This window comes from Klebsiella sp. GG_Kp173 (assembly GCF_040062415.1).
GTDB lineage: Bacteria > Pseudomonadota > Gammaproteobacteria > Enterobacterales > Enterobacteriaceae > Klebsiella > Klebsiella quasipneumoniae.
The window spans coordinates 48,529-60,950 of sequence record NZ_JBEAFZ010000087.1 but is presented as its reverse complement, the minus strand read 5'-3'; the positions used below and the strand labels follow the sequence as shown (position 1 = coordinate 60,950).

Genomic DNA, 12,422 nt, shown 5'->3' with positions numbered 1-12,422 from the left:
CGGCCGGGCAACCTTATCTAGACGTCCCTGATCCTCCACAGGCAGGCCTGCGTGGCGATCCCCATGACCAGCGCAATCCAGAACACCGCATGATAGCTCCAGATCTCTGCCACCACGCCCGCCAGTGAGCCGGCGATGATCCAACCGACGCGGGTGGTATTGGTGTAGAGGGTGGTGGCAGCGCCTGCCTGCCCGGGCATCAAATCCTGGAAATAAAGCATGCCAATCCCGGCGAGGATCCCAATATAGATGGCGTTCAGCACCTGCATCGCCAGCAGCAGCCCCGGCGTATGCACCGTCAGCATGCCCACATAAAACAGCACCCCAGCCACCGCGGAGAGGCGCATCAGAAAGCGTTTACCGAAGCGCCGGGCATAGTAACCGGCAATCAGCATGGTGGGGATTTCCAGCCCGGCGGCGGTACCCATCATCAGGCCGGCCAGCTTCTCCGGCAGATGCAGCTCGTTAATGATAAACAGCGGCATATTAATGATGTACAGGCTGTTCGTGCCCCACATCAGCGTGCAGATGCTGAACAGCAACAGCGCATCGCGGCGGTGCGTGCGCGGGGCTTCCAGCCGGCCGGTCGCCACCGCCTTCGCTTTGCGCATGCTGGGCAAGAACAGCCAGACCATTATCCCGCAGACGATAAACGCCGCCGCGGCGCTGAGGTACATCGCGGTAAAGCCAAACCCCATCGCCAGCGCATAGGCCAGCGGGGGACCAATCACCCATGCCAGGGAAACCTGGGCGCGCAAAATGGAGCTGAACATTACCGCTTCGCGGCCGGTTTTGTCGGCATGCTCGCGCGCGAGGGCGAACATCTGTGGGTTGGCGGTCGAACCAAAGCTGCTGAGGAAGACGCCGACGAACAGCAAAATGAAGTAGTTCCGGTTCCAGGCAAACAGCACGCAGGCCAGCACTCCCAGCAGGCAGCAGACTACAATCAGCTGCTTGCGGTCGCCCTGACGGTCAGAACGTCCGGCGAGGAACTGGCTGACCAGAATGCCTATGACGGCGCTGCCGGTAAAAAAGAAACCCACCATCGCCGGGCGGACGTGTACTTCATTGGTCAGAAACAGGCTCAGGGTCGGCGTCTGCAACGCCCCGGCAATGCCCGTCAGAAAGGCGACGATAAGGAAGGCGGAAGAGGTGACATCGAACCCGCGTCGGGGAAGGGCGGCGCTTCGGTTTTCCATGTGTTTGGTTTTCTGTAGTTTCAGGAGACGGCGCGGAGTTTACGCCTGCTGGCTGAAAATAAACAGTAGTATGGCACGAATAATTAAAAAGGCGTTTCAAAATACAAGGTTCAGCAAAAAGCTGACGCTTACCCCAGCCAGGCGCCAGGGCTTCAGCAAAAGTGTGCAGTACCTCTAAGTTCTGCAATCAAGTCGCTGACGTACCTTGCGCATTGAGCAAGAAAGGTACAAAATTCTTGAAACGTTTCAGCGTCATTCGACATATCGTTCACCGTCAGATGGCGCCTTTTTTCTCAAGTTAGCTGAAACGATTCAATTCAGCAGGAGAGGAGAACCATGTTCCAGTTATCTGTGCAGGATATTCATCCCGGCCAGCAGGCCGGTAATAAAGAAGAGGCCATCCGGCAGGTCGCCGCCGCGCTGGTCAGCGCCGGCAACGTGGCCGATGGCTACGTGAATGGCATGCTGGCCCGCGAGCAGCAGACCTCGACCTTCCTCGGCAACGGGATCGCGATCCCGCACGGCACGACGGATACGCGTGATCAGGTGCTGAAGACCGGCGTTCAGGTGTTTCAGTTCCCGCAGGGCGTCACCTGGGGCGAAGGGCAGACCGCCTATGTGGCGATCGGGATTGCCGCCAGCTCAGATGAACACCTCGGCCTGCTGCGTCAGCTGACCCACGTGCTGAGCGATGACGCCGTCGCCGCCCAGCTGCAGTCCGCCACCACCGCGGAAGAGCTGCGTGCGCTGCTGATGGGAGAGAAACAGAGCGAAGCGCTGAAGCTGGACAACGAGACCCTCAGTCTCGACGTCGCGGCCAGCGATCTGCTGACCCTGCAGGCGCTGAACGCCGCGCGTCTGAAAGAAGCAGGCGCGGTGGATTCCGCCTTCGTTAGCCACGTCATTAACGATACGCCGCTGAACCTCGGTCAGGGCATCTGGCTGAACGACAGCGCTGAAGGCAATCTGCGCAGCGCCGTGGCGGTCAGCCGCGCCGCCACCGCCTTCACCCGCGACGATCAGCCGGTTTCCCTGCTGGTCACGGTGGCGATGACCGACGAGCAGCCAACCGCGGTGCTGAACCGCCTGAGCAAGCTGCTGCTGGACAAGAAAGCTGACCATCTGCTGAAAGCCGACGCCGCCACCGTGCTGGCGCTGCTGACCAGCGACGACGCGATTGCCGAAGATGTGCTGAGCGCCGAATTTGTGGTGCGCAATGAGCATGGCCTGCATGCCCGTCCGGGCACCATGCTGGTCAACACCATTAAACAATTTTCCAGCGACGTCACCGTCACTAACCTCGACGGTTCCGGCAAGCCGGCCAACGGTCGTAGCCTGATGAAGGTCGTGGCGCTGGGTGTGAAAAAAGGTCACCGTCTGCGCTTTACCGCGCAGGGTGAAGATGCGCAACAAGCGCTGGATGCGATTGGCGAAGCGATCGCCGCAGGCCTTGGGGAGGGCGCATAAATGAGCAGACGTGTAGCAACCATTACTTTAAACCCGGCGTACGATCTGGTGGGCTTCACCCCGGAGATCGAGCGCGGTGAAGTGAATCTGGTGCGTACCACCGGCCTGCACGCCGCCGGGAAAGGCATCAACGTGGCGAAAGTGCTGAAAGATCTTGGCATTGACGTCACCGTCGGCGGCTTCCTGGGGAAAGACAACCAGGATGGCTTTCAGCAGCTGTTCAGCGAGCTGGGGATCGCCAACCGTTTCCAGGTGGTGCAGGGCCGGACCCGTATCAACGTTAAGCTGACGGAAAAAGATGGCGAAGTGACCGATTTCAACTTCTCCGGCTTCGAAGTGACCCCGGGCGACTGGGAACGCTTCGTCAACGACTCCCTGAGCTGGCTCGGGCAGTTCGATATGGTCTGCGTCAGCGGCAGTCTGCCGTCCGGCGTCAGCCCGGAGGCCTTTACCGACTGGATGACCCGTTTGCGCAGCCAGTGCCCGTGCATCATTTTCGACAGCAGCCGCGAAGCGCTGGTTGCCGGACTGAAAGCGGCGCCGTGGCTGGTGAAACCGAACCGTCGCGAGCTGGAAATCTGGGCTGGCCGTAAGCTGCCGGAGATGAAAGACGTTATCGACGCCGCCCATGCGCTGCGCGAGCAGGGGATCGCTCACGTAGTGATTTCCCTGGGCGAAGAGGGCGCGCTGTGGGTGAACGCCTCCGGCGAGTGGATTGCCAAGCCGCCTTCAGTCGAAGTGGTCAGCACCGTTGGCGCCGGCGATTCGATGGTCGGCGGCCTGATTTACGGCCTGCTGATGCGTGAATCCAGCGAGCATACCCTGCGCCTGGCGACCGCTGTCGCTGCCCTGGCCGTCAGCCAGAGCAATGTAGGGATCACCGACCGTACCCAGTTGGCCGCGATGATGGCGCGCGTCGACTTACAACCCTTTAATTGACAGCAGGAGAGGCATAATGAAAACGCTGCTGATTATTGATGCCGGACTCGGACAGGCGCGCGCCTATATGGCGAAAACCCTGCTGGGCGCCGCCGCGCCAAAAGCGCACCTTGAACTGATTGATAACCCCAACGACGCCGAACTGGTGATTGTTCTCGGGTCGGCGCTGCCCACTGACAGCGCGCTGAACGGCAAACAGGTTTTCCTCGGCGATATTAATCGCGCCGTGGCGCACCCGGAGCTGTTCCTGAGCGAAGCCAAGGGCCATGCGACGCCGTACGCGGCGCCTGCCGCCGCGGCAGTCCCGGCGGCTACCAGCGGACCGAAACGTATTGTCGCGGTCACCGCCTGTCCGACCGGCGTTGCCCATACCTTTATGGCCGCTGAAGCCATTGAAACCGAAGCGAAAAAACGCGGCTGGTGGGTGAAAGTGGAAACTCGCGGCTCCGTCGGCGCGGGCAATGCTATCACCCCGGAAGAGGTGGCAGAGGCGGATCTGGTGATCGTCGCCGCTGACATCGAAGTCGACCTGGCGAAATTCGCCGGCAAGCCGATGTATCGCACTACCACCGGTCTGGCGCTGAAGAAAACCGCCCAGGAGCTGGACAAAGCGGTGGTGGAAGCTAAACCATACCAGCCTTCCGGGAAACCTCAGGCTGCTGGCGAAGGTAAAAAAGAGTCGGCGGGCGCCTACCGCCACCTGCTGACCGGCGTCTCCTACATGCTGCCGATGGTGGTGGCGGGCGGCCTGTGTATCGCGCTCTCCTTTGCTTTCGGGATCAAAGCGTTTGAAGTAAAAGACACCCTGGCGGCGGCGCTGATGCAAATCGGCGGCGGCTCGGCCTTTGCGCTGATGGTGCCGGTGCTGGCGGGCTTTATCGCCTTCTCTATTGCCGACCGTCCGGGTCTGACCCCGGGTCTTATCGGCGGTATGCTGGCGGTCAGTGGCGGCTCCGGCTTTATCGGCGGGATCATCGCCGGTTTCCTTGCCGGTTACGTGGCGAAAGCCATCAGCACTAAGCTGAAACTGCCGCAGAGTATGGAAGCGCTGAAGCCAATCCTGATCATTCCGCTGGTTTCCAGCCTGATCGTGGGCCTGGCGATGATCTACCTGATCGGTAAACCGGTCGCCGGTATCCTCGCCTGGCTGACCCACTGGCTGCAAACCATGGGCACCGCCAACGCGGTTCTGCTGGGCGCGATCCTCGGCGCGATGATGTGTACCGACATGGGCGGCCCGGTGAACAAAGCGGCCTATGCCTTCGGCGTTGGCCTGCTGAGTACCCAGACTTACGCGCCGATGGCGGCGATCATGGCGGCCGGTATGGTGCCTCCGCTGGCGATGGGTGTCGCGACGCTGGTTGCCCGCAATAAGTTCGACAAAGGGCAGCGGGAAGGGGGCAAAGCCGCGCTGGTTCTCGGCCTGTGCTTTATCTCTGAAGGGGCGATTCCTTTTGCCGCACGTGACCCGATGCGCGTGCTGCCTTGCTGTATCGTCGGCGGAGCGGTAACCGGCGCTATCTCGATGGCAATTGGCGCAAAACTGATGGCGCCGCACGGCGGGCTGTTTGTTCTGCTGATCCCGGGGGCGATTACGCCAGTGCTGGGCTACCTGCTGGCGATTGTCGCCGGGACGCTGGTGGCGGGCCTCTCCTACGCGGTGCTGAAACGCCCGGAAGCGCAGGTAGCGGAAGTCGAAAAAGCGGCATAATCTCTCCGCAATAAAAAAGGGCCGACTGTTCGGCCCTTTTTTTATGTCTCTGTTTACGCCACTTCGGCGATCTGCTGCGCCCGCAGCCAGGCTATCTCTTCCGCCCAGATATCCGGGTTGATGGTTTCCAGAATCAGCGGAATGCCGTCGAAGCGGCTGTCCTGCATGATCCAGCTGAAGCAGTCGTGGCCGATGTTGCCTTCCCCCAGACTATGGTGACGGTCAACCCGGCTGCCAAAGGCGCTCTTGGCATCGTTGAGGTGCATGCCGCGCAGATACTGAAAGCCGACGATACGCTCGAAGTCGGCAAAGGTCTTCTCGCAGGCTTCGGCGCTGCGCAGGTCGTAGCCGGCGGCGAAGGCGTGGCAGGTATCGATGCAGACGCCGACGCGGGTTTTATCTTCCACGCCATCGATGATGGCCGCGAGATGCTCGAACTTAAAGCCGAGGTTGCTGCCCTGGCCGGCGGTGTTTTCGATCACGGCGGTGACGCCTTCGGTCTTGGCCAGCGCGATATTGATCGATTCGGCGATGCGCGCCAGGCACTCCTCCTCCGGGATCTGCTGCAGATGGCTGCCGGGGTGGAAGTTGAGCAGCGTCAGCCCCAGCTGCTGGCAGCGGGTCATCTCATCGATGAAGGCATCACGGGATTTTTCCAGCGCTTCTTCCACCGGATGGCCGAGGTTAATCAGGTAGCTGTCGTGCGGCAGGATCTGCCCGGGCCCAAAGTGATACTTTTCACAGGCGGCTTTGAATTCGGCGATGGTCTCGTCGCTGAGCGGCGCGGCGCGCCACTGGCGCTGGTTTTTGGTGAAGAGGGCGAAGGCGGTTGCTTCGATTTCGGCGGCGCGAATGGCGGCATTGGCCAGTCCACCTGAGGCGCTCACGTGCGCTCCTACGTATTTCATAAAAAAACTCCAGTTAAAGCCGCTGGGGGGTGGGTAATGATAGCGGCTTAACTGGAGAAAGATGTAGTGCTTTATGCCATCAGGCTGTGAATCGCGACGTTAATGGCCCCGCCGCCGACAATCAACCAGACGAACAGCATCAGCGCCATCAGCAGCGGTTTCGCCCCGGCTTTTTTCAGCGCGCTGACGTGAGTGGTCACCCCAAGAGCGGCCATGGCCATCGCCAGCAGGACGGTATCCAGCGTCACCAGCATATCCACGACCGCTTTCGGCAGCAGATGGAAGGAGTTAAACACTGCCACCAGGATGAACATAATGGCAAACCACGGAATGGTGATTTTGCTTTTCTCGCCGTTACCCGCCGGGGTCAGCTGTTTAACACGCGCCGCCAGGAACAGCAGGAACGGGGCCAGCATCATTACGCGCAGCATTTTAGCGATAACCGCGGCGTTCTCCGCATCCGGGCTGACCGCATGGCCGGCGGCGACGACCTGCGCCACTTCATGCATGGTGGAACCCATATAGATCCCGTAGGTCTCCGGGGTAAACCAGTGCGCCAGCAGCGGGTACATCGCCGGGTAGAGGAAGATGGCGATGGTACCGAAGATCACCACCGTGGCGACGGCGACGGTCACTTTACTGGCTTCGGCTTTGACCACCGGCTCGCTGGCGAGCACAGCTGCAGCGCCGCAGATGCTGCTGCCGGCGCCGATCAGCCAGCTGGTGTGCTTATCGAGTCCAAACACTTTCTGGCCCAGGAAGCAGGCGATGAAAAAGGTGCTGGAGAGCGTCAGAACGTCAATCAAAATACCGCTCACGCCGACGTCGGCAATCTGGGCGAACGTCAGGCGGAAGCCGTAGAGGATGATCCCCAGGCGCAGCAGATGCTGTTTGGCGAAGATCACCCCGCCGTCGCAGGGTTGCCAGATTTTCGGATAGACCGTGTTACCGACGACCATCCCGAACAGGATAGCGAGGGTCAGGGCGCTGAAGCCCGCCCCGGCAATGGCCGGAAAGCTACCGGCCCACAGGGCGGCGCCGGTCAGGGCGGCGGTCAGCGCCAGGCCTGGGACAAAATGCCACAGGGAACGATGTTTGGTGGGTAAAGTGAGTGCTGTCATAACCTTCTCCTTTGTCTGCCTAAAGGTTACGCCGCGCGGGATTAAATATAAAATTGATTATATGTTTATAATCAATCGTAATAAGTGGTTAATGACCGCTTCGCCGGTGACAATGGGGCAGGGGAGTGAGGCGCGGAGGCGAGCTGTTCTTGTCAGCAAGACGATGATTTTGTGAAGTAAGGGGATTTTCCTTCCATCAGCCGCCTCGATTTGTGTCACCATAGTAAGAAAGGTTATTCAGACTGGATTACTCAACGGGTGGGTTATGCATATTACGCTGCGGCAGCTGGAAGTGTTCGCCGAAGTCCACAAGAGTGGGTCGACCACTCAGGCGTCACAGATGCTGGCGCTTTCGCAATCTGCGGTCAGCGCCGCGCTGACCGATCTGGAAGGGCAGCTCGGCGTACAGCTGTTCGACCGCGTCGGCAAGCGGCTGGTGGTCAATGAGCATGGACGGTTGCTCTATCCGCGCGCCCTGGCGCTGCTGGAGCGGGCCCTGGAGATCGAGCAGCTGTTTCGCGGCGACAACGGGGCGATTCGGGTCTACGCCAGCAGCACCATCGGCAACTATATTATGCCGGAGATCATCGCCCGCTATCGCCATGACTTCCCGGATCTGCCGGTTGAGCTGAGCGTGGGCAACAGCCTGGACGTGATCAATGCCGTTGCCGACCTGCGGGTGGATTTCGGTCTGATCGAGGGGCCGTGTCATGCCGCCGATATTATTGCCGAGCCGTGGCTGGAAGATGAGCTGGTGGTGTTTGCCGCGCCTGACTCGCCGCTGCTGGCGGGGGAGGTGACCCTGCAGCAACTGGCCGAGGCGCCGTGGATCCTGCGCGAGCATGGATCCGGCACCCGGGAGATTGTCGATTACGTTCTGCTGTCGCATCTGCCGGCGTTTCATCTGGGGATGGAGCTCGGCAACTCGGAGGCGATCAAACACGCGGTACGCCATGGGCTGGGGATCAGCTGCTTATCGCGGCGGGTGATTGCCGAACAGCTGGCCTCCGGCACGCTGGCGGAGCTGAAAGTGCCGCTGCCCCGGCTGACGCGCACGCTATGGCGGATCCACCACCGGCAGAAGCATATTTCTAAAGCATTACAACGTTTTCTGCAGTATTGCCAGGTGTAGCGATCCGGCTTTATCGCCTGATAATGGTGGGGGGAATTTGCTGGCAATTCCGCAGGTTAGTGCTTTACTAATAATTTGCGGTCGATCATGAAGCTCTCTTATAACTTTGCATTTGTACCGGATGGAACCCCGATCGTCTGCTACAATCGCGCCTCATTTTTTGGATGGATAGCATTATCACATGGTTTCGGAAACTAAAACCACAGAAGCGCCCACGCTACGTCGTGAACTGAAGGCGCGCCACTTGACCATGATCGCCATCGGCGGTTCCATCGGTACGGGTCTTTTTGTTGCCTCTGGCGCAACGATTTCGCAAGCAGGTCCCGGCGGGGCGCTGCTGTCTTATATTCTGATCGGTCTGATGGTCTATTTCCTGATGACCAGCCTGGGCGAACTGGCGGCGTTTATGCCGGTGTCCGGTTCCTTCGCCACCTACGGGCAGAATTATGTTGAAGAGGGCTTTGGCTTCGCGCTGGGCTGGAACTACTGGTACAACTGGGCGGTAACGATCGCCGTTGATCTGGTGGCCTCGCAGCTGGTGATGAGCTACTGGTTCCCTGACACCCCGGGCTGGATTTGGAGCGCCTTGTTCCTCGGCATTATGTTCCTGCTGAACTGGATCTCGGTGCGCGGCTTTGGCGAGGCGGAATACTGGTTCTCGCTGATCAAAGTGGCCACCGTCATTATCTTTATCATCGTCGGCGTGATGATGATTGTCGGCATCTTCAAAGGGGCGCAGCCTGCCGGCTGGAGCAACTGGGGGATCGCGGATGCGCCATTTGCCGGCGGCTTCTCGGCGATGATCGGCGTGGCGATGATTGTCGGCTTCTCCTTCCAGGGCACCGAGCTTATCGGTATTGCCGCCGGTGAGTCTGAGAACCCGGAGAAGAACATTCCGCGCGCGGTGCGCCAGGTCTTCTGGCGTATCCTGCTGTTTTACGTCTTCGCGATCCTGATTATCAGCCTGATCATTCCATATACCGATCCGAGCCTGCTGCGCAACGACGTTAAAGATATCTCCGTCAGCCCGTTCACGCTGGTCTTCCAGCACGCCGGTCTGCTGTCGGCGGCGGCGATCATGAACGCCGTTATCCTGACGGCCGTTCTGTCGGCGGGTAACTCGGGGATGTACGCCTCTACGCGTATGCTGTATACCCTGGCCTGCGACGGCAAAGCGCCGCGCATTTTCTCGAAGCTGTCGCGTGGCGGCGTGCCGCGCAACGCCCTGTACGCGACCACCGTTATCGCGGCGCTGTGCTTTCTGACTTCGATGTTCGGTAACCAGACGGTGTACCTGTGGCTGCTGAACACCTCCGGGATGACGGGCTTTATCGCCTGGCTGGGGATTGCCATCAGCCACTACCGTTTCCGTCGCGGCTACGTCCTGCAGGGTAACGATCTCAATAACCTGCCGTATCGTTCCGGGTTCTTCCCGCTGGGGCCGATCTTCGCCTTCGTGCTGTGCCTCATCATCACCCTGGGACAGAACTATGAAGCGTTCCTCAAGGACACCATTGACTGGGGCGGCGTGGCGGCGACCTACATCGGTATTCCGCTGTTCCTCGTCATCTGGTTTGGCTACAAACTGGCGAAAGGCACCCGCTTCGTTCGTTACAGCGATATGACCTTCCCGGACCGCTTTAAGCGTTAATCCCGGCGGTGATACAGCATAAGCCCTCTGATACAGAGGGCTTTTTTTATGTCCGCGCAGTTACAGCCTGACACAATTCTTCATAATTATATTGATAATAGAAATCATTATCTTTATCATTTCCGACCATTACGGATGAAGCCACTCCCCCGTCTCTGCCATGTGTACAGACTGACATCGGGCGACCAGCCACATCGACAAGAAAACAGCGAGTCTACCGCCGACAGAGCGGCAGGCCGCCAGCGCGTGTGAGCAGCACCTTTTTTGTTTGTTTGGTTGTACACCTCATGGAGATTTGGAATGTTCAGGTTAAACCCTTTTATCCGGGCGGGATTGTCTGCGTCCGTCGTATCGTTGGCGTTTCCGGCCCTGGCCGACGTGAATGAAGAAACGCTGGTGGTGACCGCCTCGGCGACTGAACAGAGCGTCAAAGACGCGCCGGCGAGCATCAGCGTCATCACTCAGCAGGATTTGCAGCGCAAGCCGGTCCAGAACCTGAAAGACGTACTGCGCGATGTGCCCGGGGTCCAGCTCACCAACGAAGGGGATAACCGCAAAGGCGTCAGCATCCGCGGTCTGAGCAGCAGCTATACCCTGATCCTGGTTGACGGCAAGCGCGTCAACTCGCGGAACGCCGTCTTCCGCCACAACGACTTCGACCTTAACTGGATCCCGGTGGATGCCATCGAACGTATCGAAGTGGTGCGCGGCCCGATGTCTTCCCTGTACGGCTCCGATGCGCTCGGCGGCGTGGTCAACATTATTACCAAAAAAATCGGCCAGAAATGGACCGGGACGCTGAGCGCTGATACCACCATCCAGGAGCACCGCGACCGCGGGGATACCTGGAACGGCCAGTTCTTCACCAGCGGCCCGCTGATCGACGGCGTGCTCGGGATGAAGGCCTACGGCAGCCTGGCGAAACGCGCCAAGGACGATCCGCAGTCCTCCAGCAATGCCACCGGCGAAACGCCGCGCATCGAGGGCTTCACCAGCCGCGATGGCAATGTTGAATTCGCCTGGACGCCGAACGACAGCCACGATTTCACCGCGGGCTATGGCTTTGACCGCCAGGATCGCGACTCCGATTCCCTTGACCGCAACCGCCTTGAGCGTGAGAACTACTCCCTGAGCCATAACGGCCGCTGGGATATGGGCAACAGCGAGCTCAAGTTCTACGGCGAAAAGGTGGATAATAAAAATCCGGGGCAGAACGGGACCATCACTTCGGAAAGCAATGCCATCGACGGCAAGTACGTTCTGCCGCTGGACATGATTAACCAGCTGGTGACCTTCGGCGGCGAATGGCGCCACGACAAGCTGAAAGATCCGGTCAACCTGAGCAGCGGCGGTCAGTCAACGTCGGCCAGCCAGTACGCCCTGTTTATTGAAGACGAATGGCGCATCATCGAGCCGCTGGCGCTGACCACCGGCATTCGTATGGACGACCATCAGACCTATGGCGATCACTGGAGCCCGCGCGCCTATCTGGTGTATAACGCCACCGATACCGTCACCGTCAAAGGCGGCTGGGCGACGGCGTTTAAAGCCCCGTCCCTGCTGCAGCTTAATCCCGACTGGACCACCAACTCCTGCCGCGGCTCGTGCAGCATCGTTGGTAACCCGGATCTAAAACCGGAAACCAGCGAAAGCTTCGAGCTCGGTCTCTACTACCGCGGGGAAGAGGGCTGGCTTGAAAATGTCGAAGGCAGCATCACCACCTTCCAGAATAATGTCGACGACATGATCGATGTTCTGCGCACCTCCAGCGCCAGCGAAGCGCCGGGCTACCCGAACTTTGTCGGCTGGAAAACCGTCAACGGCAAGCGCGTGCCGATCTTCCGCTATTTCAACGTCAACAAAGCGCGCATCAAAGGGGTGGAGACCGAGGTGAAGATCCCGTTTGGCGATGAGTGGAAGCTGACGGTGAACTACACCTACAACGATGGTCGCGATCTGAGCAACGGCGGCGACAAACCGCTGCAGACGCTGCCGTTCCATACCGCCAACGGCACGCTCGACTGGAAACCGCTGGATGACTGGTCCTTCTACGTGACAGCCAACTATACTGGCCAGCAGCGCGCGGTGAGCGCCACCGGCAAAACGCCGGGCGGCTATACCCTGTTTGACGTCGGCGCGGCGTGGCAGGTCACCAAGAATGTGAAACTGCGCTCCGGGGTGCAGAACGTGGGCGATAAAGATCTCAGCCGGGACGACTACAGCTATACCGAAGAGGGCCGTCGCTACTTTATGGCGGTGGATTATCGCTTCTGATTGCCGGCGCTAAAACGCGT

The 12,422-nt window shown here is 59.7% G+C and carries 9 protein-coding genes; 6 read left to right on the top strand and 3 right to left on the bottom strand.

Annotation, left to right across the window (positions count from 1 at the left end; all coding sequences use genetic code 11):
• Positions 1 to 17: 17 nt before the first annotated feature.
• Complete coding sequence (setB, locus tag ABLU50_RS22280) at positions 18 to 1,199, bottom strand: sugar efflux transporter SetB (RefSeq protein ID WP_048325162.1); 1,182 nt, start codon at positions 1,197 to 1,199, stop codon at positions 18 to 20.
• Positions 1,200 to 1,535: 336 nt separating this feature from the next.
• Here setB and fruB point away from each other — a divergent pair, with 336 nt between their 5' ends.
• From fruB to fruA, 3 genes are read left to right on the top strand one after another with little or no spacing between them, the layout of a single operon-like run.
• Entirely contained in the window at positions 1,536 to 2,666 is a 1,131-nt protein-coding gene (gene fruB / locus ABLU50_RS22275; protein WP_004201642.1) for a fused PTS fructose transporter subunit IIA/HPr protein, read from the top strand.
• Positions 2,667 to 3,605, top strand: a complete 939-nt coding sequence (gene fruK / locus ABLU50_RS22270; RefSeq protein ID WP_002912941.1) for a 1-phosphofructokinase — start codon at positions 2,667 to 2,669, stop codon at positions 3,603 to 3,605.
• A 16-nt stretch (positions 3,606 to 3,621) separates the two neighbouring features.
• A complete protein-coding gene (fruA, locus tag ABLU50_RS22265; protein WP_004201641.1) occupies positions 3,622 to 5,316 on the top strand; it encodes a PTS fructose transporter subunit IIBC in 1,695 nt (564 codons plus the stop codon).
• A 53-nt stretch (positions 5,317 to 5,369) separates the two neighbouring features.
• Here the strand turns inward: fruA and nfo are convergent, their stop codons facing one another.
• Together nfo and ABLU50_RS22255 are read right to left on the bottom strand one after the other, a co-directional pair.
• On the bottom strand, positions 5,370 to 6,224 hold the full coding sequence (nfo, locus tag ABLU50_RS22260; protein ID WP_023318749.1) for a deoxyribonuclease IV: 855 nt from the start codon (positions 6,222 to 6,224) through the stop codon (positions 5,370 to 5,372).
• Between the two features lie 71 nt (positions 6,225 to 6,295).
• A complete protein-coding gene (locus tag ABLU50_RS22255) occupies positions 6,296 to 7,345 on the bottom strand; it encodes a YeiH family protein (protein ID WP_004201639.1) in 1,050 nt (349 codons plus the stop codon).
• Positions 7,346 to 7,610: 265 nt separating this feature from the next.
• Between ABLU50_RS22255 and yieE the strand changes: the two genes are divergently transcribed.
• The 3 genes from yieE (at position 7,611) to cirA (ending at position 12,402) form a co-directional block, all read left to right on the top strand.
• Positions 7,611 to 8,477 carry a DNA-binding transcriptional regulator YeiE gene (gene yieE / locus ABLU50_RS22250; RefSeq protein ID WP_004201638.1) on the top strand — a complete coding sequence of 289 codons (867 nt, stop codon included), beginning with the start codon at positions 7,611 to 7,613 and terminating at the stop codon, positions 8,475 to 8,477.
• A 181-nt stretch (positions 8,478 to 8,658) separates the two neighbouring features.
• Positions 8,659 to 10,128: an amino acid permease gene (locus ABLU50_RS22245; RefSeq protein ID WP_004201637.1), complete on the top strand. Its 1,470-nt coding sequence runs from the start codon at positions 8,659 to 8,661 to the stop codon at positions 10,126 to 10,128.
• Between the two features lie 300 nt (positions 10,129 to 10,428).
• Complete coding sequence (gene cirA / locus ABLU50_RS22240) at positions 10,429 to 12,402, top strand: catecholate siderophore receptor CirA (RefSeq protein WP_023318747.1); 1,974 nt, start codon at positions 10,429 to 10,431, stop codon at positions 12,400 to 12,402.
• The last annotated feature ends 20 nt before the right edge of the window (positions 12,403 to 12,422 follow it).

Coding starts and splice junctions, on each gene's coding strand:
- fruK (WP_002912941.1), top strand. CDS start 2,667: ATGAGCAGACGTGTAGCAACCATTACTTTAAACCCGGCGTACGATCTG.
- cirA (WP_023318747.1), top strand. CDS start 10,429: ATGTTCAGGTTAAACCCTTTTATCCGGGCGGGATTGTCTGCGTCCGTC.
- fruB (WP_004201642.1), top strand. CDS start 1,536: ATGTTCCAGTTATCTGTGCAGGATATTCATCCCGGCCAGCAGGCCGGT.
- nfo (WP_023318749.1), bottom strand. CDS start 6,224: ATGAAATACGTAGGAGCGCACGTGAGCGCCTCAGGTGGACTGGCCAAT.
- fruA (WP_004201641.1), top strand. CDS start 3,622: ATGAAAACGCTGCTGATTATTGATGCCGGACTCGGACAGGCGCGCGCC.
- setB (WP_048325162.1), bottom strand. CDS start 1,199: ATGGAAAACCGAAGCGCCGCCCTTCCCCGACGCGGGTTCGATGTCACC.
- ABLU50_RS22255 (WP_004201639.1), bottom strand. CDS start 7,345: ATGACAGCACTCACTTTACCCACCAAACATCGTTCCCTGTGGCATTTT.
- ABLU50_RS22245 (WP_004201637.1), top strand. CDS start 8,659: ATGGTTTCGGAAACTAAAACCACAGAAGCGCCCACGCTACGTCGTGAA.
- yieE (WP_004201638.1), top strand. CDS start 7,611: ATGCATATTACGCTGCGGCAGCTGGAAGTGTTCGCCGAAGTCCACAAG.